The sequence below is a fragment of the Flavobacterium rhamnosiphilum genome (assembly GCF_004349195.1).
GTDB lineage: Bacteria > Bacteroidota > Bacteroidia > Flavobacteriales > Flavobacteriaceae > Flavobacterium > Flavobacterium rhamnosiphilum.
In genome coordinates, this window is record NZ_SMLG01000006.1 from 217178 (window position 1) to 240961 (window position 23784).

Annotated in this window: 15 protein-coding genes and 1 CRISPR repeat array; of the genes, 4 read left to right on the forward strand and 11 right to left on the reverse strand. The window is 33.3% G+C overall.

Annotated elements, in window-relative coordinates; all coding sequences use genetic code 11:
* The first annotated feature begins 5 nt into the window (after window positions 1–5).
* The 4 genes from E0I26_RS10070 (at window position 6) to E0I26_RS10085 (ending at window position 3670) form a co-directional block, all read left to right on the forward strand.
* Window positions 6–905: a cbb3-type cytochrome c oxidase N-terminal domain-containing protein gene (locus E0I26_RS10070; RefSeq protein ID WP_131916350.1), complete on the forward strand. Its 900-nt coding sequence runs from the start codon at window positions 6–8 to the stop codon at window positions 903–905.
* Between the two features lie 76 nt (window positions 906–981).
* Window positions 982–2400, forward strand: coding sequence for a cytochrome c oxidase accessory protein CcoG (ccoG, locus tag E0I26_RS10075; RefSeq protein ID WP_131916351.1), 1419 nt, complete (start codon window positions 982–984; stop codon window positions 2398–2400).
* A 42-nt stretch (window positions 2401–2442) separates the two neighbouring features.
* Entirely contained in the window at window positions 2443–2895 is a 453-nt protein-coding gene (locus tag E0I26_RS10080) for a FixH family protein (protein ID WP_131916352.1), read from the forward strand.
* A gap of 73 nt (window positions 2896–2968) precedes the next feature.
* Complete coding sequence (locus E0I26_RS10085; protein WP_131916353.1) at window positions 2969–3670, forward strand: sulfite exporter TauE/SafE family protein; 702 nt, start codon at window positions 2969–2971, stop codon at window positions 3668–3670.
* A gap of 72 nt (window positions 3671–3742) precedes the next feature.
* On the opposite strand, the gene hemN is transcribed toward E0I26_RS10085, so the two are convergent.
* The 11 genes from hemN to E0I26_RS10145 all read right to left on the reverse strand — a co-directional run bounded on the left by hemN (window position 3743) and on the right by E0I26_RS10145 (window position 23627).
* Window positions 3743–5107, reverse strand: coding sequence for an oxygen-independent coproporphyrinogen III oxidase (gene hemN / locus E0I26_RS10090; protein ID WP_131916354.1), 1365 nt, complete (start codon window positions 5105–5107; stop codon window positions 3743–3745).
* A gap of 133 nt (window positions 5108–5240) precedes the next feature.
* Window positions 5241–5717 carry a hypothetical protein gene (locus E0I26_RS10095; RefSeq protein WP_131916355.1) on the reverse strand — a complete coding sequence of 159 codons (477 nt, stop codon included), beginning with the start codon at window positions 5715–5717 and terminating at the stop codon, window positions 5241–5243.
* Between the two features lie 591 nt (window positions 5718–6308).
* Complete coding sequence (locus E0I26_RS10100) at window positions 6309–8333, reverse strand: DUF349 domain-containing protein (RefSeq protein WP_131916356.1); 2025 nt, start codon at window positions 8331–8333, stop codon at window positions 6309–6311.
* 463 nt (window positions 8334–8796) lie between these two features.
* Window positions 8797–11193: direct repeats of the CRISPR family, unit length 46 nt; unit sequence GTTGTGAATTGCTTTCAAAATTGTATTTTAGCTTATAATTCCCAAC.
* 117 nt (window positions 11194–11310) lie between these two features.
* Window positions 11311–11658, reverse strand: a complete 348-nt coding sequence (gene cas2 / locus E0I26_RS10105) for a CRISPR-associated endonuclease Cas2 (protein WP_131916357.1) — start codon at window positions 11656–11658, stop codon at window positions 11311–11313.
* A complete protein-coding gene (gene cas1, locus E0I26_RS10110; protein WP_131916358.1) occupies window positions 11651–12547 on the reverse strand; it encodes a type II CRISPR-associated endonuclease Cas1 in 897 nt (298 codons plus the stop codon). Before cas1 ends, cas2 begins: the two co-directional genes overlap by 8 nt.
* 201 nt (window positions 12548–12748) lie before the next feature.
* Window positions 12749–13180, reverse strand: coding sequence for an IS200/IS605 family transposase (tnpA, locus tag E0I26_RS10115; protein ID WP_131916359.1), 432 nt, complete (start codon window positions 13178–13180; stop codon window positions 12749–12751).
* 284 nt (window positions 13181–13464) lie between these two features.
* On the reverse strand, window positions 13465–18066 hold the full coding sequence (gene cas9 / locus E0I26_RS10125; RefSeq protein ID WP_131916360.1) for a type II CRISPR RNA-guided endonuclease Cas9: 4602 nt from the start codon (window positions 18064–18066) through the stop codon (window positions 13465–13467).
* A gap of 311 nt (window positions 18067–18377) precedes the next feature.
* The gene (locus E0I26_RS10130; protein ID WP_131916361.1) at window positions 18378–19127 is read right to left on the reverse strand and encodes a shikimate dehydrogenase family protein; all 750 of its coding nucleotides are present in this window, start codon (window positions 19125–19127) and stop codon (window positions 18378–18380) included.
* Window positions 19127–20524 carry a tetratricopeptide repeat protein gene (locus E0I26_RS10135; protein ID WP_131916362.1) on the reverse strand — a complete coding sequence of 466 codons (1398 nt, stop codon included), beginning with the start codon at window positions 20522–20524 and terminating at the stop codon, window positions 19127–19129. The genes E0I26_RS10130 and E0I26_RS10135 overlap by 1 nt, the downstream gene beginning before the upstream one ends.
* A gap of 209 nt (window positions 20525–20733) precedes the next feature.
* Window positions 20734–21921 (reverse strand): aspartate aminotransferase family protein, encoded by a 1188-nt coding sequence (locus E0I26_RS10140; protein WP_131916363.1) that lies wholly within the window; start codon window positions 21919–21921, stop codon window positions 20734–20736.
* A gap of 74 nt (window positions 21922–21995) precedes the next feature.
* Complete coding sequence (locus tag E0I26_RS10145; protein WP_131916364.1) at window positions 21996–23627, reverse strand: OstA-like protein; 1632 nt, start codon at window positions 23625–23627, stop codon at window positions 21996–21998.
* Window positions 23628–23784 lie beyond the last annotated feature (157 nt).

Consider the following 23784-nt stretch of genomic DNA (forward strand, 5'->3'; position numbering starts at 1 on the left):
AGAAAATGAAAAAATTAATTCCAGTATACGTTAGAGTACCTGTTATTTTCTTTGCTGTAATGATGGCAATGGAATATTTCATAGACTCAGGAGATCGACCTGCTTTTATAAAATTTCCAATGGTTTCTGTATTCTTATTCGTGTTTCTTTTCCTTTTGATTGCAATAGAAATCACGATGAAAGCAGTTGATACTATTACCTATCATTTATTGACTGAGGAACAAAAAGCCAAATTAAATGAAGCAAATGATTTGAGCTTCAAGGATAGTGAGTGGTACAAAAAATTGATGGAGAAATTGACTAAAACAGAGTCATTAGCCAATGAAGATCAGTTATTATTAGAACACGATTACGACGGAATAAAAGAATTAGATAATAATTTACCGACATGGTGGGTGTATTTATTTTATGCTTGTATCGTTTTTGGGGTTGTTTATATGGTGCAATATGAAGTATTAGGGGCTGATAATCAGGAAATGGAACTTAAAAAAGAAGTTGCTCAAGCCAAAATTGATATTGCGGAATATATGAAAACTGCTCCGGACATGATGGATGAAAAAACGGTGACTTTGTTGACAGATCCTGCTGATTTAGCAGCTGGAAAAGAGATTTTCACTACTAATTGCGCCGCTTGTCACAGAGCTGATGCTGGAGGTCAGATAGGACCAAATTTAACGGATGACCAATGGATTTTAGGTGGTGGAATAAAAAATGTGTTTCATACGCTGGTCAATGGAGGACGTGACGGAAAAGGAATGATTTCCTGGAAAGGAACATTGAAACCTAAAGAAATGCAAAAAGTTGCCAGCTATATTTTATCCTTAAAAGGAAGCAATCCACCAGCTGCTAAAGCTTCGGAAGGGGAAGTTTGGGTAGAAGAAAATGTTACAGTTGCAGTTAAATAACAATTAGAAACACACGTTTTTATTTAGCTTAAGAATTTTAATAATTATTTTGAACTTGTGTTTTAAATAAAAAAAAATGTCAAAATTACCAGACGAAGCTTTTAGAGATACCATCGGGACGATTGATGAAGAAGGAAACAGAAAATTTATTTTCCCCAAAAAGCCTTCTGGAAAGTTTTATGATTACAGAAAATGGATTAGTTATTTTTTACTGATTGTACTTGTTGCGAATCCTTTTATAAAGATAAATGGCAATCAGTTCATGATGTTCAATATATTGGAAAGGAGATTTAATATTTTCGGATTTCCATTTTGGCCACAGGATATTTATCTGTTCGTTCTTTTTATGATTATTGGTGTCGTTTTCGTCATTCTTTTTACGGTGATTTATGGACGAATATTTTGCGGATGGATTTGTCCGCAGACCATCTTTTTAGAAATGGTTTTCCGCAGAATAGAATACTGGATTGAAGGCGATCGTGGTGCTCAGATTCGTTTGGAAAAGCAGGAATGGAATGCAGAGAAAATCAGAAAAAAAGCCTTTAAATGGACTCTGTTTTTAATCATTTCTTTTTTTATTGCCAATGTTTTTCTGGCGTATCTTATCAGCAGTGACAAGTTACTTTTAATGATTGAAGAAGGACCTGAAAATCATCTGAGTACTTTGGTTTCGTTATTGATTTTTACAGGAGTTTTCTATTTTATTTTTGCATGGTTTAGAGAACAAGTTTGTATTATAGCCTGTCCTTACGGAAGATTGCAAGGCGTTTTATTAGACGATAAATCGATAAATGTAGCGTACGATTTTGTTCGTGGCGAAAAAGAAGTGGGCAGGGCTAAATTCAACAAACAAGAGGATAGAGCAGCTACCGGAAAAGGCGATTGTATTGATTGTAAGCAATGCGTAAATGTTTGTCCAACCGGAATTGATATCAGAAACGGGACACAAATGGAATGTATCAATTGTACCGCTTGTATTGATGAATGTGACACGATTATGGACGGTATAGGATTGCCTAAAGGACTGATTCGTTATGCTTCGGAAGAGGAAATCGAGAAAAAAGTAAAGTTCAAGTTCACGCCTAGAATGAAAGGCTATTCAGCCGTATTATTCATTTTGACAGGTATTTTGATTGGATTGTTGTTTTTACGTTCTGATGTTGAAGCCAGTATATTGAGGCTTCCGGGTCAGTTGTTCGAACACAAAGGCGAAAATATCAGTAACATTTATACTTTTAAAATTATCAATAAAACCAACACTGATTTTAATGATATTCATTTCAAATTGGTGGGCATAAAAGGAACTTTAAAAGTGGTTGGGAAGAAAGATTTAAAAGTACCAAAACAAGGTATGAATGGAGGAACGTTATTTGTGGAAATCAACCAAAATTTATTGGACAGCGATAAAACAAAATTGAAAATTGAGGTTTATAATGGAGATGAAAAAATTGAAACCAGCAGCACTAACTTTTTGAGTCCGCGAAGTTTTGATTAATATCCTTTTAACCTAGGATTAGAATTTATAAAAAAATAGATCATGAAAATTAGCTGGGGAACAGGAATCGTAATCGCTTTTGGTTTGTTTATAACCTTCATTTTGTATTTTGTTTTTACGGTACAATCCGATTCAAAATATGACAATGAGTTAGTTGTAGAAGAATATTACAAACATGATGCGCATTTTGGAGATGAAATGGCACGAATTCAAAATGTAGAAGATTTGGCTCAAAAGCCAACAATAAATATTGTTTCAAATGGAGTTGAAATAGCATTCCCAAAAGTATTTGTTCCAAAAAACATCAAAGGTAAAGTGTCCTTTTACAGACCGTCTAACAAAAAATTAGATTTTGAAATTCCCATTTCACTATCTGATGCTACTACTTTGCTCATACCTAAAAAAAGTTTGGCAGGCGGTCGATGGGACATTAATATGGAATGGCAATATGATGGAAAATCGTATTTGTCTAAAGAAACAATATATATGAATTAGTCTTAAAGTCAAAAGTCAGAAAGTCCATCAATTGGCTTTAAGACTTTTGACTTTATGACATTAGACTAAAAAAATGCTTTACACTGCCTTCATTTTCGGTTTAATAAGTAGTTTTCACTGCATTGGTATGTGCGGTCCTATTGCTATGATGTTGCCCGTAGACAGAACGAATCAGGCCAAAAAAGCAACTCAAATCATTACCTATCATTTAGGAAGATTAACGGCTTACGCGACTATTGGTTTTGTTTTTGGACTGCTTGGAAAAGGGTTTTTTATGGCTGGTTTACAACAGAATTTATCCATATTCATTGGTGTAGCCATGATTGTTGTAGTTTTGACTCCGGAGAAAATTTTTGCTAAATACAATTTTTCAAAACCTGTTTTTAAATTAATTTCTAAAATCAAAACGGCTTTAGGAAGTCAGTTTAGAAACAAGAGTTATAAATCCCTGTTCACTATTGGTTTGTTGAATGGCTTTTTGCCTTGCGGAATGGTTTATGTTGCCTTGTTTGGTGCTATCGCGATGCAAAGTGAAAGTCTTGGGGTTTTGTATATGATTTTATTCGGATTAGGAACCGTTCCTATGATGAGCAGCGTCGTGTATATCAATTCGTTTTTAACGGTGCCTATTCGAAACAGAATCCAAAAAGCGATTCCTTATGTGGCGGTATGCATTGGTTGTTTATTTATTTTAAGAGGATTGGGATTGGGAATTCCTTACATTTCTCCAACTAATATGAGTTTGTTTATTCAAGCCGATCCTAATTGTCATTAATTTTCTAATAGTTTAGTATAAAAAAAGCACGCCATTCAGCGTGCTTTTTTATTTTTGTAAGATTGAGAAACATTAGATTGTCATTGAAAATAATTCGGTTTCCGGTGCTTTTCTTTTCAAACGTAAATCGAATGCCATGCAAATATTACGAACATAAGGTTTTCCTTTTTCTGTAACCTCAATGCTATTGTCTTTAATGAGTACTAATCCATCATTTTCCATTTCTTTCAATTGAAGTATAACGTCTGGAATTTCATTGAAATAACCCTCTTTGTTTTCCCAGGAAGTTTCAAATTGACACATTAAATTCAGAATGTGTTTTCTGATGATAAGGTCTTCAGTAGTCAGTAAATGCCCTCTGAAAACTGGTAATTTATTCCATTCTAATACTTGATAATAATCTTCCAGATTTTTTACATTCTGTGCAAAACTATACCAACTGTCACTGATGGAAGAAACTCCCAATCCAATCATCAATTGTGTTTTTGAAGAGCTGTAACCCATGAAATTACGGTGTAGTTTACCGTTTTGAAAAGCCTCATGCAGACTGTCTGTTTTCAACGCAAAATGATCCATTCCTATTTCATGATACCCGTTTTCGTACAATAATTTTTTACCGGTTTCATACAGCATTCTCTTTTTATCATCTTTTGGAATGTCTTCGTCATTAAAACCGCGTTGTCCATTTCCCTTAATCCAAGGAACGTGTGCGTAACTATAAAATGCCAATCGGTCGGGCTGTAATGATTTTGTTTTCTCAATCGTGTCGATAATATCCTCTATTTCCTGAAACGGTAATCCAAAAATAATATCATGTCCAATTGAAGTATATCCAATTTCTCTGGCCCAGAACGTAACTTTTGCCACATTATGAAAAGGCTGCAAACGGTGAATTGCTTTTTGTACTTTCTCTGAATAATCCTGAACACCAAAACTCACTCTTCTAAAACCTAAATCGTAAAGCTTTTGCAAATGTTCGTGCGAAGTGTTATTCGGATGACCTTCAAAACTAAACTCATGATCTTTGGCTTTATTGGCATGAACAAAAATACCATTTATTAAATCCTCTAAATTTTTAGTAGAAAAAAATGTGGGAGTTCCACCACCCAAATGAATCTCTTTTATAGTTGGTTTTTCTCCAAGAATTTTACAATATAATGTCCATTCTTTTAAAACGGCCTCTATATACGGATTTTCAACGCCATGATTTTTGGTAATACGCTTGTTACAGCCACAAAAAGTGCATAAGCTTTCGCAAAAAGGCAAATGGATATATAAACTGATACCTTCTGAAGAATTACTTTCTATAAATGATTTCTTTAGTGTTTCGGCCCAAATCTCATCTGAAAAATCAGTTTCATCCCAATAGGGAACCGTTGGATAACTGGTGTATCTGGGGCCTGGAACATTGTATTTTTGAATTAAAGAATTTTTCATAACGGAGTCATTTAATATTAATCAAAAGTAGAACGACTGCTTAAATATTAAAATGATAATTATCATATTGAAAAAAACCTTTCACAAAAAAAAAGAGGCTCCAAAAGCCTCTTTTACAGAACATATCAATTACTTAAACGGTGATGCAATCCTGAATCATTTTTGCCCATTTTTTGGCTAGTTGATGATCCTCATACAAACAAACTTGACCAATTTGGTCATTCTCAATTTTGTAAAATGGAATAAATACTGCTTTTTTACCTTCTTTGTATTGAAATTCGAATTCAATTTTTAGAATTGTATCACTATTATTCTCTGTTGTTGGAACCAGTTTGCAGGATTGAACCGTATTTAAGTCTACAAAAGAAACAACTTCTTCCTTTGCATTAAAATCTATCAAAAGAAAACCTTTGTTTTTTTCGTCTAATGCCAAGACTTTTTTATTTTGTGTTTCGGTTAATTCAAAATTAAAGCGATTGTTTTGACTAAACTTTGTTTTTATGATTTTGATTTTTGTTTTGTTAATCGAATTTGATCGAATCACATAAAAAAGAGGAATAGCGATTATTAAAGTTAGTATAAGGCCAATTATTGTTACGGATGTATCCATTTTTTTATTTTTTAGTTATTTGTAAAGCATGATAATTTGAACCGAAACCAAAGGAATCAATTCAAAAGGGAAGATAAGTTTCGAAATCAGTGCTTCAAATCACCAAAAAAAATGGAAAGGAAAGAGTAGGAGCGAAACCATCTCACATCGATTGATGTCTTGTTTCGCGAAACGAATAAAGAATGTGCTAATTTTAAAATCCGGAATTGCAATCAGAAAATTTGCTAGATATTTTACAATGCTGTAATCCGGAGTTTTATGATAGGAAGTAAATGTGTTACTTACTTGCGGTTGTATAAAATCTGAAGAATAAATGCTGCTAACAGAAACCGAAGAACTGGATTTTTCTGATTGAGTGGTATGAATAGGAGTTTCATTTGCACTAAAGGCAAATAAAAAAGCTATTAAAAGCCCAATAAAAACAAGTGTTTTTCGAAACCAATTCATTTTGCAAATCTAAAATTAGTCACTCGATTTATATAATTTTTTCTAATAAATGAAAGTTAAAGTTTAGCGTTAGATAGGTTTTCTCCATAAAAAAACCTCGAACTATTTAAGATCGAGGTTTCTATTTTTAACGATTACTGAAATTTACTGTTGGTTTAAATTTCTCAATTGTTTTAATTTTTCTTTCCAAACATCAAGGCTTTCCTTGTGGATAGCAATGTTTTTACGAACTTCTAATACGATAGAATTTTCTTTTTTTGCATTTCGGGTGTTAGTAAAGAATTGAATGTTATTTTCCAATTGGAAAATTTCATTTTGAACTTCGTCAATTTTACGCATTAGGAAAATCTTTTCGTTATCCAGTTTTCGAGTGTCATTACTTTCAGACAAATGATCCATTCTATTAGCAAAACGCATCATATCAGTATCTTTTTTACTCAAACTCAATTTTTCAAAAAGAGCATCCAGGATTTTATTAAATTTTCCTTCAATATGTCTTCTTGGGAAAGGTACTTTTCCGAAGTTTTTCCAGGTTTCGATATGCAATTTGATAGCATCCAAATCTGTTTTGTGATCTCCGGTCAACTGAAATTCTCTCAACGTTTCCAAGTAGGCTTTTTTATTATCAAAAGCTTCCACTTCTTCACCGTTTTCCTCATTCTTTTGCTCTTTTAACTTGTCAAAATAATGGTTACAGGCATCTTTAAACTCTTTCCAGATTTTATCCGAATATTTTCTTGGCACATGTCCTATCTGTTTCCACTCATCCTGAATTTGTTTCATGATCGGTGTGGTAGCAGCAAAATCAAGGCTTTTTTGCAATTCTTTGGCTTTGGCTACAAGAGCCGTTTTTTTGCTTAAATTGTCGTTTTGATCTTTTTTAATGTCTTTGTAAAATGAATTTTTGAAAGAATTAAAATTTCTGACAGCAGTTTTAAAACTAGCCCAAGTTTCTTCATTCACATCCGATGGCACTTTTCCGGCAGAGAAGAAAGCAGTACGCAACGCTTCCACTTTTTCTATTTGAGCGAGCCATTGTGTATGCGCATTTACTTTTTCGGTAGCCAAAACTTCAATTTTGGCAATAATTTCTTTTTTCTTTTCTAAATTCTCAAGTTCCGTTCCTCTTTGATTTTCGAACAAAACTTCGCGTTTATCATGCATTTGTTTGGTCAGATCGCTAAACTTGTTCCAAATTGCATCACGGTGTTCTCTAGCAACAGGACCAATGTCTTCTTTCCAAATTCTATGTAAATCCTGCAGTTCTCTGAACGCTTTGTTAATATCGGCTTCATTCACCAATTCTTCAACACGCGCTACAATTTTTTGTTTTTGCTCTAAATTATGTTTGAAATCTAAATCTCTGGCTTCTCGGTCTAAATGCAGATAATCATAGAAATTTTCCACATGAAAATGGAAATTGTTCCAAACGTGGTTGTACTTGTCTTTTGGAATTGGCCCGGCAGTTTTCCATCGTTCTCTTAAATCATTAAAATGTTTTAAAGTGTCTTTGATGTTTTCCTGTGGGTTAATCAACTCTTTCAATTCCTCAACAATAGCCAAACGGTTTTCTAAATTCGTTTTTAGATTCGTTTGTAAGCTCTTGAAATGGGTATTTTTGGTATCTCTAAAAAGAGAATAATATTTATCAAAATTTGTTTTTAGTGGAGAATGATATTGAAAATCTTCGTTTGGATCTTGATTTTCGGCTAAGAACTCCTCTTTTTTCTCTTCAATAAGGTGGTTGTATTTAGCCAAAAATGCTTTTTTGATTTCTTCAATATGTTCCTTAAATGACATTACTTTTTCATTGGAAACTAAACTTTTCAGTTCGTCTACCAGTGCTTCAAGTGATAATGTATCATAATCCTGCATTGGAATTTCATGACGTTCCTTCAACGTTTCATCCTCGCTTTCGGCAGCATTTGTTTCGGCAATAGCATCTAGTACAGTCTGGTTTTCAGTCTCTATAATAGGTTCAGTGCCTAACAATTCTTCATCATTAAGAGTTGCTACATTGTCTTCTGCAGGAATCGTAGTAACGCTGTCACTAGTTTCCGCTACAGTTTCCGTTTCCAAAACTTCTGGTTCTAATGGAGTAGATTCAACAGAATTGTGTTCTAAATTTCCATCTGCTTCAAGCAGGTTATCATTCTTTTCTTCTAACATTTTTTCAATGTGTAAGGTTTCTATTTTTTTATCGAACACGAAAGATAGTAAAGGAGCATGAAATTTCAAAATAAATCCTTTATTTATAGTCGTTTTAGGTTAGGTAACAGTTTTTTTTGAAGCAATTTCCTGCTGTTAGCTATATCTTTTTTGTTCGCCAAAAAGGCGAACAAAAAAGGATGCAGCTGCCATCAGGGCTAGGGTTTTTGGGGATGTAATTGTGAGTTTTTATTGATGAGAATGTTTTTTTGTATTTATGGAAGAGGAAAGAATTTTAGTCATTACATTTTTAGGCTAAATAACACAAGCTTAAAAAAAAAACAAAAGGCTACAAACGTTGGTATGAATAACTTTGCCTTACTGTTTTTTAATTTTTAGAAGCGTTCTGAATATTCATAAATTCAAAATTGTATTTTAGCTTATAATTCCCAACACGGTTAACATCAACCGCATCGCTAACATAGTTGTGAATTGCTTTCAAAATTGTATTTTAGCTTATAATTCCCAACCAATATAATTTCAGCTTTTGGGTGAATTTGTTGTGAATTGCTTTCAAAATTGTATTTTAGCTTATAATTCCCAACGATTTTGAGTATGGCTAAAGGCGATTTATGTTGTGAATTGCTTTCAAAATTGTATTTTAGCTTATAATTCCCAACGACAGCAGTGTAACACCTAACGCGATAAGTGTTGTGAATTGCTTTCAAAATTGTATTTTAGCTTATAATTCCCAACGTTTACGAAATAAACATCACTTATTCTGGCGTTGTGAATTGCTTTCAAAATTGTATTTTAGCTTATAATTCCCAACCGGAAATATGTTTTGGACTGTCCTTTTCCTGTTGTGAATTGCTTTCAAAATTGTATTTTAGCTTATAATTCCCAACGGGGACAGTTGGAGCCGATGGAAAGAATAGGTTGTGAATTGCTTTCAAAATTGTATTTTAGCTTATAATTCCCAACAAGAAAAGCCAAACAAGCAGCTACAGATGCGTTGTGAATTGCTTTCAAAATTGTATTTTAGCTTATAATTCCCAACCGCACCATTTCTTGCAGTGATGGACAACATGTTGTGAATTGCTTTCAAAATTGTATTTTAGCTTATAATTCCCAACTGGAAAACGATGCAAGCGTACCGTTAAGTTGTTGTGAATTGCTTTCAAAATTGTATTTTAGCTTATAATTCCCAACCTTACCAATGCTATTTTCGATGCAAAAATTGTTGTGAATTGCTTTCAAAATTGTATTTTAGCTTATAATTCCCAACAAATTATCTGGAGCAAGAACCATCAAAGCGTTGTGAATTGCTTTCAAAATTGTATTTTAGCTTATAATTCCCAACTTTGAGTTGGTTAAAAAGCTACTGGGAAGTGTTGTGAATTGCTTTCAAAATTGTATTTTAGCTTATAATTCCCAACAATCTAAGAACGAAAGCTAATCCAGCAACTGTTGTGAATTGCTTTCAAAATTGTATTTTAGCTTATAATTCCCAACACACTTGATATTAATGCTACCATTCAACATGTTGTGAATTGCTTTCAAAATTGTATTTTAGCTTATAATTCCCAACGATTGGCTCGATGGGTTCTACATTCAAATAGTTGTGAATTGCTTTCAAAATTGTATTTTAGCTTATAATTCCCAACACACTTGATATTAATGCTACCATTCAACATGTTGTGAATTGCTTTCAAAATTGTATTTTAGCTTATAATTCCCAACGTAACAAAATATGTTCTATTTATAATCAGTGTTGTGAATTGCTTTCAAAATTGTATTTTAGCTTATAATTCCCAACAAAAGAATAATATACAATAACACTTTAACTGTTGTGAATTGCTTTCAAAATTGTATTTTAGCTTATAATTCCCAACTTTTATTTCTTTTGCCGAATACCAGTTACTGTTGTGAATTGCTTTCAAAATTGTATTTTAGCTTATAATTCCCAACAATGAACCACATCACCCAACGGAACCAATTGTTGTGAATTGCTTTCAAAATTGTATTTTAGCTTATAATTCCCAACCGGAGTGGTTAACCGGTGATTGAGCAGTTTGTTGTGAATTGCTTTCAAAATTGTATTTTAGCTTATAATTCCCAACACAAAAAAAAATATTCCTTATGGAATGGTTGTTGTGAATTGCTTTCAAAATTGTATTTTAGCTTATAATTCCCAACTCTTATTATATTTAAAGGCATAAACCAATGTTGTGAATTGCTTTCAAAATTGTATTTTAGCTTATAATTCCCAACTTTTATTTCTTTTGCCGAATACCAGTTACTGTTGTGAATTGCTTTCAAAATTGTATTTTAGCTTATAATTCCCAACAATGAACCACATCACCCAACGGAACCAATTGTTGTGAATTGCTTTCAAAATTGTATTTTAGCTTATAATTCCCAACCGGAGTGGTTAACCGGTGATTGAGCAGTTTGTTGTGAATTGCTTTCAAAATTGTATTTTAGCTTATAATTCCCAACACAAAAAAAAATATTCCTTATGGAATGGTTGTTGTGAATTGCTTTCAAAATTGTATTTTAGCTTATAATTCCCAACAATCATTTCGAATCATAACGCAGCGGGCAGTTGTGAATTGCTTTCAAAATTGTATTTTAGCTTATAATTCCCAACGGATCATTATAAGCGTATGATTGTCGACATGTTGTGAATTGCTTTCAAAATTGTATTTTAGCTTATAATTCCCAACTTGCGCTCAAATATTAATTGATGCGGGGATGTTGTGAATTGCTTTCAAAATTGTATTTTAGCTTATAATTCCCAACACTACATCCTGAATTGCGCAAAGATCCATTGTTGTGAATTGCTTTCAAAATTGTATTTTAGCTTATAATTCCCAACATACCTCGATTTAATCGATTGATATGTTGGTAGTTATGAGTTTATTTTGAAATCGAAAAGAAGTGATGTTTGCGTGTTGTTGTACAGGGAGTTATACTTTTTTCTCATCCTATGAGACTAAAATAATTCCAGTTGTTGTGAAGGTTTGTCTGTTTCTACGAGTTTTTTTCCATAAAAAAGTTCCATCATCCCAAATTGTTTATCGGTTATTTGCATGACGCCAATTTTGCCGTGTTCGGGTAAGTTGTTCTTTATTCTTTTGGTGTGTACTTCAGCATTTTCCCTGCTGGCACAAAATCGCATATAGATGGAGAATTGAAACATAGAAAATCCATCGTCTAATAATTTCTTTCTGAAAGAAGAAGCTATTTTACGTTCCTTTCGGGTTTCGGTGGGCAGGTCAAAAAATACTAATATCCACAAACTTCTATATTGGTTTAAACGGGTGTAATGTTCGTCATACATAAACGGGGTATAAAATTTTTCTGGATTTTCCCTCAAAGCATTCGTGTAAAGAATGTGTTGTTCGGCTCATCGCCACCATCAACGGACTATTTTTTCCGTCAATAAAAACATCTATGGTGGTAATACTCAATAATTGTTTTTTGATGTCAATAGTCAATTCTTCATACGAATCTTCGGTTTCCATAATATGGGATACAATCAAATCCACATACGGGCGATAGGGTTCCATAATATCATCGGCAAGGCAATAGGCATTGTATTTGTTGCGATGGAAGATACCCAAAGTAGGCAGCATTCCGGAACTGACAATAGCCCTTGCGGTAATGGCTCGCAAAATAGCATAGCCATAATTCAATAAATTATTGGGAGGAATTCCTTTTTGTCCTCGGGTGAAATCTTCTACCGTGATGAGGTTTTGCCAATAATAAACCGCTGCTCTCGCCTCGTGATTGAGTGCATCGCCCGAGGTGACCTCTTTTGCCCAAAGTTCCATTTTTCGCATCGGGATTCCTTTCTCTTTGAGTAATCCTGCTTGGTTCATAATTTTGGAACTGATGGTTTGCTGCCACAAATTCTTTTTGAGTGGGGCAGAAGCATTAATTTGATTTCTAAACCGTTCCGATTGTTCTGTATGCCCGTTCAAGGGCATCAACAAGCCAATAGGCAAATGCTGTTGGTCGCAATTGATTAACGCCACGTTGTTATGGGTCAGTTTTTCCAGCAAACCATTGGTAATGGTGATTTGTTGGTTTTCCAAAACGATAACTCCAATATCTTCAATAGCCACAGTTTTAGTCTCTTGTTCCTTGTCTGGATAAGAGATAACTATTTGTTCGTTTTTGGTGCTTAAATAAGCGGGATTGCCAAAGAAAAGGGTTCGTTTTATCATTCTTTTTTGGATTTGCAAATTTATAATTAGCTGTTTATAAATAAAAATACTTCACTAAAACATTAGGCTAAAACCTTTTAAATTCGTTTTTTTGTTGAATGGGCTAAAGCCCAATCCTATTGAATCCTATAACTTTTGAATTGCCTCCAGCTTTAGCTGGAGGGGGGATATGATAATAATGTAAATGGCTTTAGCCAAATTCTATTCTTTTTGAAATTTGTATTTAGTAATAAATTCGTTGTATTCTTCTTCAAATGTTTGTTTACTATGATGTTCTTCTTGGTTTCTAATGTAATTTCGAACTTTATCAAGCATAGATTCCGAAACCGAAACTGCAAAATATTCATCTTGCCATTCAAATTTATCTAAGCACAATTTATTTTTGTTAATCCAAAACGAAGATTCCCCTTTTATGAGTTGCATAATTTTTTGAATGGTTTGATCTGCTCCTATAGAAACCAAACAATGACAATGATCTGAATATCCATTAACATAATCAACAAAAATCCCTTTCTCTTGGGCATTTTCTTTAATATGATGCCAAACTTTTTGTCTTAATTCTTTGCTGTCCAAAAAAGGGATTCTGTTTTTTGTACTCCAAACAAAATGAATATAGGTTTTGATATAAGGCATAATTTATTTTTTAAATTGCTTATAATTTTTGAATTTTTCTGTTTTTATCAATTGCCTCCAGCTTTTGAATTGCCTCCAGCTTTAGCTGGAGGGGATTAATATATTTTGATTTGAATAGGCTTTAGCTGAAATGTTTTTGGCTAAAGCCTTTTTTATTTATTTCTAATTTTGTCGAATGGGCTAAAGCCCAATCCTATTGAATTTTGAGTCGGGATATGAGATTACAATTTGCTCATTTTTCGTACTCAAGTAAGCAGGATTACCAAAGAAAAGGGTTCGTTTTATCATTTGATGATTTTTTTGATTTTCCCTAATCTGTCAACTTCGAGTTTCCAACACAAAGATTTTATCATCATTCCTTCAATAGATTTTTCCATTTTATTTAAAGCTGAAAATTCCATTTTGTCTACAATTGATGTAGCTATATTGTTTGAAACAAAAAAAGCTTGATTTCCAGTAAAGCTTACCGTTTTAAATACCCTTTGCACTTGCTCTTTTGATAATTGATCAAAATTAAGTGACGTTAAATTTTCTTTCTCTTCTTCGGTGGGTAAATAAACTAAATCATTTGGAGAAAGAGTAAATAAAAGACGATTTCCGTTTTCATCTATTTCTAAAGCGGAACTTAATCCTTGTTTCTGTCTTTCAATTACTTCATTGAAAGGAATGGTTTTATAGTTTCGTTTACCTTTTTCATCTTGATAAATTGCAAAAAATAAGTTTGTTCCTTTGGCAGTTTCAACATATTTATCTTTTTTTCTACCTGTCTGTCCAAGTGGAAACCGTTTACTTTCTTCGAAAACACGAACTTTTTTTATAGGCTGGTGACTTTTGCCATTATTGAGTGCTATAATGTTTTTGTTTAATTCATCTATACCTATTTCTGAAAAAGCTACTTCATGAGGAGCTATCTTTTTTCCACTTTCGTCTATTGCATTTTGATACACTTCCTGTTTCAGATGGTTTAAAAGAATTTTTTGAATTCCTGTATCTGTTATCTTTTCTATCTTTTTTTCATCAAACGTAATATCTAAATTATTTCGTTCTCTAGTAGCTGTGGCTTCTATCATTTCATAAATCTGAACTTTGTCAATAGCTTTTCCATCTATCATTACAGGAAAAGCTTTGAGGTGTTTTTTTAAGCCATCATTATTGTTAGGATATAGTTTGATTTTTTCTTTTAGTTGTTTTTTAACTGCTGCATCTACGATGAATTCTATTTGTTCAATCGCATTTGCAATAGTAATATGACTTTGTTTGATTCTTTTTAATATGACTTTTCCACTCACAGTTTCTGCGTGCAGTGGTTTTCTAATCGCCCAATTATCTCCTTTTGTTTGTTTAGTCGTAATTTTTTTCATCATACCATCTTCTTCTTTCCAAACTTGATATTTGTTTACCGTTTTATTGATAACTCTAGTGTTTTGTTTGAAACTGATGATGGTTTGGTTTAGAATGTCTTTTGCATCTTTTGTGAAATTATTCCAAGGTTTATGGAATTCTTTAGCAATTAGTTTCTTTTCCTCGCAAAGTGTTCCGTCGTGATTGTCTTTTGTTGTAACTAACTCCTGTTGAACCCTTAATTTTGAAACCAAGGAATAATTTTTTCTCTCTGAATTTATTGAGTTCAAATAATTTACGTGATCTTTTGTTACACAAGCTATAACCAATGCATCTAGAGCGTGATGACGATGGTCAATTCTTTTTTTAGAAAATCCTTTGGCTATTTCATCAGGTACGGTGGTTTGAAAAACGTTTTTTCCAAATTTGTTTTCCCAATTACCAAACTTATTACTGTCTGTTAATGTATTTAGTCTTTCAAAACGAGGTGTGATGATTTGATTCCAAACATCATTTAATCCCCAATCTTGCTTCATTTTTGAAGTGATTGAACCGTTCAGTGAAACGACATGTTTAGAGGTTACTTCTTGCTCATCATCTTCACGAACTATTTTACTCAAAATATTTTTTACAATTTTACTGATGTATTTAGTGTCATTTAATTGTCTTTCAATAAATTTTTCAGGAATTTCTTCACTCAATAATCGTTTTTGCTTGTTTTTATTATTGCTGTAATAGCTGTTTATGTGTTGGTTATATTCGTCTTTAGTAAATATTTTTACTGTTTTTCCACCAGTTAAGGTCACAATTCTGCCTTCGTTTTTTAAGATGAATTCTAAAGCGGTCATATTACTTTTAAGTTCATTGACTTCGGATTCACAAATGACTTTATTTGATAGTGAATCATCAAATAATCTTGATTGCGGAATGATGTGTTCAATCTGGTATTTAGTTGAAAAAAGTTCGCTCATCATGATGTTCTTCCCTGTGTAAGGAGAAACATAACCTTGCTCTAACCAAAGTTTATATTTGTTGATTTCCGAAGTAGTTGGTTTCGCATTTTTCCGAATTTTATCAACCTCTTCTAACTTTTCTTTTCTGTTTTCACTACTATAAATACCTTCTTCGTATATTTTTAAAATCTCTTGCTGACTTGGCGAATAGGGACGTACATCATTAATTCCATCATTTTTTAATTCCGTTAAAATGGCTTTGATTCGCAAGTTTGTGTTTTCGTTTTGAGAGATTTGTTTGGTCATTCTTTCACGAGTGGCTTTGTCATTCTTCATCTCTCTGCCTAATTCAATATGAATTTCATTGAAGAAGTTTTCTTTCCCATCTCCATAATGCTGCCAAATATCTTTTACAACTCGTAAAGTTTCTGTAATAACTTGCTCTACAATTGGATTTCGGAGGGAATGTTGTTTGAAATCGTACTTTAAAAAGTGTTCAATATCTGCGGGAGTTTTCCATTTGGAAACATCACTAGCTTCACTGTGTCTGTCATATATTAAATACGATGCTTGATAGGTATTTAAACCTTTATTGAATTCAGTACAATTTATAAAACTTTTTAAAACTTGTTTTGGAATATCGCTGTCAGATACTTTTTCAAGAATTGACACATCATAATTTATGTATTCCAATCTTTCTTTAATGGCACTTATTTTGGCAGTAACTCTATCAGAAATTGCATTTTGATTCCAAGTTCCATCTCTTCTCATTAACGTTAATAATTTCTTTATCGCTTTTTCAGAATAAGAACCATAGTCTTTTTTATATGGTTTGATTTTTGAAAAATTGGCTATAAATTCATCAGGTAAACTATGTCGTTTGGCAAAAGTTGTAATTGCTTTTGTAATTTCAATTTTATCAGTAACCGAATATAAAATATGCCATAAATCTTGGGTGTTTTTGGCATCAAAAAAAGATTTATCTACATCAATTTTTGCAATTGCATTCAAAAACTGATTTCTTGTTTCGTTGCAAGGATAGATTTTGTCTTCTACAAAATTCCATCTGAATTTATCCTCTTTTAATTTGAATTTTGGGTAAGCTAAAAATTGTTTTTGACTGATTTCTGCTTTATCATTTAGCCAATTAAATAATTCGACTAAATCCTCTTCCGTTTTTAAATAATCAATCGTTACATCAATGTCATCGACTATTTCTTTTTTGTAAATTTTAAGATTTTTTGCAAATTGCAATAACCGGAATTCTTGAAAAATAGGATTTGATTTTGCAATACATTTTAAAGGTTTTAAAATTTGCTTTCCATTACCATCTTTTACTAAAACACCTTTTTTATCTTTAATGGGTCTGTATTCTAAACTACAATCACTAATCAAAGAAATCTTGCTTTTTAACGGACGTTGATAAAAGATAATATCATCCAAAAACAAGTATTCAAAACCTCTGTCTTTGATGTTGTTTTTATGAGAATCATTGTGTCTGTACAATTCATCAATACATTTTTTATAAAGATTTCTATCTGTTAAAATGGCTGCATGAAATTCTATCTGAGTTTTAAGAATTTTTGATATTTCATCTTTATAGAACTTTCTTTCGATTGTTCGGACTAATTCACCTTTTATTTTTTGGTTTGGGTTTTTAAGTAAATTATCATAAATAAAAGAACCTACAGATTTACCACTTTGGTTAATAGTTTGTTCTGTTCTGATTTTTCTTAATCCCCAATCATCTTCCTTTGGAGATCTAAAACTTCTTTTTTCTTCATTGTCTTTATTGAGTTTTACAGTTCCGTCATCATTTAACTCGGTAGTAACGATAAAATTCTTTTGTTTACCAACCCAGTCAAATAATGCGATTTTACTTTCACGTTTATAAATCCAGCCGTTTTCAAGAATTACATTATACCATATACCTGATTTTCCTTTTTCTCTTTCAATTACATTAACAACTGTGAGGGTATGAAACTCTTCCAATTTGTTTTTGTTCTCTTCTTGTTCTTCACCACGCAATTGATAATAACCTCTTTTTTGATTAAAGTTCAGTAATATCAAGGCAAGTTCTTCTTTGGATATTTTTTGGGTTAATGCTTTTTTTCTCAAATAATAAATTGTCCAATCATAAGGAACTTGTTTTAAATCAGGATTGGTTAATTTGAATTCAGAAAGCATTTCTTGGTGACTTTCCAAAAATAAAAATTGGTTTTTACCGCTTTCATTTTTATAAAAAGATAATATTTCTTCTCTTTCGGGCTTAAATTGTCCAAACTTTTTATCAAAATCGATTGCTTCGGAATAATGTTTAGGTAGAAAATCAAGGATATTTAGAATTCTGTGAAGTCGCTCTCTTCTTAATAGAAAGCGCTGAACTAATCTTCTTGTCCCACGATATTTTGTTCTTTCAGCAGTTTGAGAAATAGAAACTCCACTGTCAAATTTGCCAAGAACATCTTGACTCATAGGGATTATCCGACTTCCTAATCCTTCAATGTTCCCTAATTTATTATCAAAGTCATTATTGGTTAGTGCCCACCCAACACTATTCGTTCCCAAATCCAATCCTAATATTTTTTTCATTTTTTATAGCTGTATTTTTTGATGATTTATTCCTGATTGTAAATTAATCTCGAAATTTAATCAAAAGAAAATTAACTGCTTTACGGGAAACCTCAATCGAATAGTAAAACTTTTGTTGTATACTTGCAGTACAATTTTGAAGCAATTCACAATAAGGATTATTCCGTTGTGAAAACATTCAAAGCGGCATCCTCTCGGTTGTCGCTTTTTTTATATAAAAAAAATCGTCTTGTTTTAAAACAGCATAACTCAAAACGAGTAAAGCTAATTTTAAAACAAGACGACAACTATATTCTTAAAGTATTTTTCTGTTATTTATTCCAAATCTTCCAAGCTTTTTCCGCTTGAAAAATAAGCATATCCAAACCATTTTTGATTTGTGCTCCTTGTTGTTTGGCTTTTTTAAGGAATTGTGTTTCGGCGGGATTGTAAATCAAGTCAAACGCAATGTGATTCTCGGTAAAAAACTCATACGGGATTAATGGGAATGCATCCACATTAGGACTTGTTCCTACTGGAGTCGAGTTAATTATGATTTGGTAATTATCAAAGGTTGTTGCGTTGATTCGATTATAGTCGATTGCATTTTCTTTGGCTTCTCTCGAAACAAAAGTGTATGGAATATCCAGCTCCTCCAATGCATACGCCACTCCTTTAGAAGCGCCGCCTGTGCCTAAAATCAAGGCTTTTTTATGGTGCGGTTGCAATAACGGTTCTAATGATTTTTTGAAACCATAATAGTCCGTATTGTAGCCTTTCAGCTTTCCTTTTTTGGTGATTTTGATGGTGTTTACAGCACCAATTAATGCCGCTTTTTTCGATAGTTTATCCAAAAATGGAATTACCGTTTCTTTGTACGGAATGGTAACATTCATTCCTTTTAAATCCGAAGTGTTTTTAATTACCTCTGGAAACGCAGTTATTTCAGGAATGTCAAAATTTTCATAGGTACAACCGGCAAAGTTTTCGCTATTAAATTTATCGGTAAAATATCCTTTAGAAAAAGAATAATTAATGTTGCGTCCTAATAATCCAAAGCGTTTTCTAACTATGTCAACCATTATTGTTTTTTATGTTTTGCAATATAATTCTGCACCATTTTTTTTGCCCAAACTACCGGGAATAAATCTTCTAACAGAATGTAATTGTCAAAATTCAATCGTAAGGCGTTGCTCAAATGGAATTTTGCTTTTGTGTTATCCGTTAGCATAAAATACAATCCGGCCAAACGGTATTCGACTTCATTCTCTTCCGGAAAATATTCAGAAGCTTGTAATAACGTTTGAATAGCACTTTCGAATTCCCCTAAAAACTGAAGAATATCCACCCAGAATAACCAAGTGTCTAAACCATAATCACCAAACTCCACTGCTTTTCGGTAACCAAATTCAGCTTCTTCAAAGAAGTTCATTTGTTTATTGATTGTCGCAAAACGTTTCCAATACAAACGATTTTGGTTGTCAATTGCTAATGCTTTGTTGACATAAAATAACGCTTTTTGGTAATTTTTTTGGCGTACGTAAAAGTCTGTGATGGCAATCCAGCCTTTATCTAAAAGTGGATCTTCATGCACGGTTTGATTGAAATATTTTAATGCTAAAGCTTTGTTGCCTAATCTTTCATAGCATTTTCCCATTCGAAGTAAAGCATAGGAAGTAGCATCATCTAATTCGATGGTTCTTTCGTAGCTTTCAATGGCTTCCTCGTATTTTTTCAATCGTTCAAAAGCTTTGGCTTTTTCCATAAAGGCACCAAGGAATTCATCATCGATTAGTGTTGCATAATCAAATGCACGAATGGCATTTTCATACTCTTTTACGCCATAATGCAAACGACCCAATTGATGCCATGCAATTTCACTGTAGGGGTTTTTGTCAATGTATTTATTCAAATAGGCTATGGCTTCTTGATTTTGATCCAAGAATTCAAAACAATACACCACGTTGTACAAGGCCGACTGGTCTTCAAGATCTTCCTCTAAACATTTGATGAAGCTTTCTTTTGCCATTTCAAGATTGTCCATAAAAAGATATTCCATGCCTATTAAATTATAGACATCAGCATAATCATCGGTGTATTTTAAAGCTATTCTTAGTAATTCAACTGCCTTTTCGTGTTGGTCTCTTTTGGAGCAGATATTGGCTTTTTGAATGTAGATTTCTTCATTGGTTGGTTCAATGGCATACAACTCATTCAATAGCTTTTCGGCTAATTCGAGTTTGTCATCATATACTAACATTTCCACTTGAACTAGTTTTAGTCCGGTAGATTTTGGATGTTGTTCCAATGCTAGTTTCAGGGCTTTTTTTGCCAAAGCGGCCTTACCCATATCGAGATAATGAAGAATAATTTCTTCAAATTCTTCGGAGTCAAAAAAGAGCACTTTGTTGGTTTTCAACATGGACTCAAATTTAGACAGGGATAAGTTATAGTCTTCTTCTTCGTTGCTTAATTGCATACTGTGTGTTTTTAATTTGGCCTAAATAAATTTAGGTAATCGTGCTTGTACTGTGAGGGAAAGTTAGAATTGTTGTGAACAATTTAATTAACAAAAAAGCTTTGGTTTAAACAGATGCCATAGCCCTGATAGAAGTGGAAATCCCACGCTTTTCGCGTGGATTGTAACGTATAGCAGGAAATAGCTCCCAATTACTATATTTTTAACTATTAATTCTTGTTCAAAATTTCATCCATTACTTCAAGCATGATGCTGCAACCTTCCCGTATTTCTTCTTCAGAAATGGTAAGAGGAGGTGTTATTCTAATGGCGCATCCTTCAAAAAGCAACCAGAATAAAATGAGTCCTTTGTCTTGACATTTGAGAATCACTTCGTTTGTTATATCAGCACTTTTGGTCATTGCAGCCAGCATCAAACCTTTTCCTCTTATTTCTTGTATCAAAGGATGTACCAAAAGTGATCTGAATAGCTTTTCTTTCTCCATGGCTTCGGCCATGAGATTGGTTTCAGTAATTTCCTGCAAAGTCGCCAAACAGGCTGACGCAATGACAGGGTGGCCTCCGAAAGTCGTGATATGACCCAGTTTTGGATCATGACTCAATAAATCCATTATTGTCGATGAAGCTGTAAAAGCGCCTACGGGCATGCCGCCACCCATTCCTTTTCCCATAACCACGATATCAGGAACGACATCGTAATTTTGGAATCCGAAAAGTTTTCCGGTTCTCCCAAAGCCCGGTTGGATTTCATCGAGAATCATCATTGCACCCACTTCAGTACAGCGTTGACGCACTTTTTTGAGGAAATCATTGTTTGGCTGAATAAATCCGGCGCCACCTTGAATGGTTTCCAGAATAATTCCTGCGGTTTTGGTGGTTATTTTTTGTAAATCGTCTTCGTTGTTGAAGGTGATAAAATCAACATCAGGAATCAACGGGCGAAAGATTTGTTTGCGTTCTTCAAATCCCATTACGCTCATAGAACCCATGGTATTACCGTGGTACGCGTTATGACACGAAATCAATTGGCTTCTTCCGGTAGTTCTTCTGGCGAGTTTTAAGGCGCCTTCAATAGCTTCTGTTCCTGAATTGACCAAATAGGTTTTGTCTAAAGGAGCGGGCAGGAGTGAGGCTAGTAATTTGCAGTATTGAACTGCCGGACTTTGTGAATATTCGCCATACACCATGACGTGTGAATATTTGTCTAACTGATCTTTGATGGCTTGATTGACTCTTGGGTGTTGATGTCCAAGCGTACAGGCGGAAACTCCAGCCACAAAATCCAAGTATTTTTTAGTATTGGTGTCGTAAATATAAGAACCTACAGCATGTGAAACTTCCATACCCAATGGATACGGTGAGGTTTGTGCTTGGTATTTTAGGAAATCGGTATTCAAAATTTATTAGTTTAATCGTTTATTAGTTTAATCGTTTATTCGTTTTTAGAAAAACTGAATACTGCGACTGAACACTATTTTTTCCCTTTCTTCTTATCGTAATTCAGCGTTTCTTTTCGAATTTTCATGGGAACATCTTCTTTAGCTTCAGCTGACTTGGTTGCTTTGGCTATTTTATCGTTGTCTTCATTTTCTTCGGGAGGAAAAATATCGTCCTTGGATTTTATTCGTTCATCACCACGCCAGACTAATCCTCGCAGTTTTCGGGCATTTTCCGGCAGCTCTTTTTCGGGGAAAATATCGCCATCCACTTGCTGAAAAAAAGTGATGGTTTCGATCTCATTTTTTTCTAAAATAAGATTGATTTTACTACTCTTATTTTTATTGATACCAATGAGTTCTTGGGCTTCGTTCCGCATGTAATAGATGACTTCGGCATTTTTTACAATATCGACATCATGTAGTTTTCCTTCCTCAAATTTACCGTAGAGATTTTGTCCCTTGACTTGATTATAGCCGGTTCCTATCGTGTCTTTTGAGACTATGAACGTATTATTGAGGACTTTGAGTGAATCTAGTTTTTGAGTGTTGTTGTTGCCTATAAGATGCATTACATCGCCTGTGATTTGGTTTTCTGCGTTCCAAAGTATCGGATTTCCAATCATTTTCGTCAAAGCTGTTTTGGAACTCGAATGAATCGAATCGCATTTGCCGCTCATATCTGTTTTAAAAAATCGGACATTGTTGAACGCTCTGATAATTCGGTTTCCTTCTTTTCCGGTAACCATTAATTTTTTTCCATGAATGTAAACCGAGTCATTTTCGACAAAGTTTACCGCCACGGCTCTTTTGGTTACAAACATGGAATCCTTATTTTTATAAATTTCGGCATAATGTCCTTTTACAATCCCTCGATTGATCGAGTCGGTTATTTTTACATTTCGGGTTGCCGATGCAAATTCCTTGTTTCTGTCATAATATAAACTGTCGCCCTTTATGATTCGATCATCGTATCTGATATAGGATTTATTCAGGAAATGCGCCAGATTTTTTTTGGTATCATAAAATCCTTTTTCAGTATAAATATAATTGGCTTTACTGGTAATTGTTGAAGGTCCAAAAAGATAGGAATGACCGGAATTACTGAAATAATCCAAGTGATTTGATTTAATTACATACGTTGGATTTGTAATGGTAACCGCAGTCAGGAATTGGAATTTCTTTTGTTTCACATAATATCTTCCTGAATTACTTTTAAGCGTATTGTCTTTATTGGTAATTGTCCCTGGTGTATCGTAAAATACTTCTTGGATGTTTCTATCAAAATTAATAATATCTGTCACCAAAGTCGCATCTGGAGAACTCATTACGGCATCTCCGGAAGCAAGTGCTTTTTTTACATTTCCATTGTATTCAGCGTATTTACTGTTCAAAAATAAAGTGTCCCCTTGCACCATTTGTACATTTCCAAAAGCCTTGATATAGTTTTCCTTTTGAAAATAATAGGCTTTATTGCACGTCAATACCACACCATCATGATTGACACGTACGTTTCCAGTAAGCAAAGCAGCATCTGGAGTTTCGATTTGATTGACGTCAAAAAAATCGGAATGTTCTACAATAATTTTTTTTGGGGCTTGCGCCAAAACTAAATTAGTAACAAGCAGTATCAAACAATAACGAAGGAAAAATAGCGATTTCTTCAATGGATTTAATTTTTGTCAAATTTATGAAAAAGGAAACAATCCTAATCCATATTAGGATTTATTTATAATTAGTTAAAAGGGAACCAAAAAACAGTAACTATTACTTTTAAAGTTATCAACAAATGGTATAACTCCTTCGTTGTAGTGTCCGTTTTTA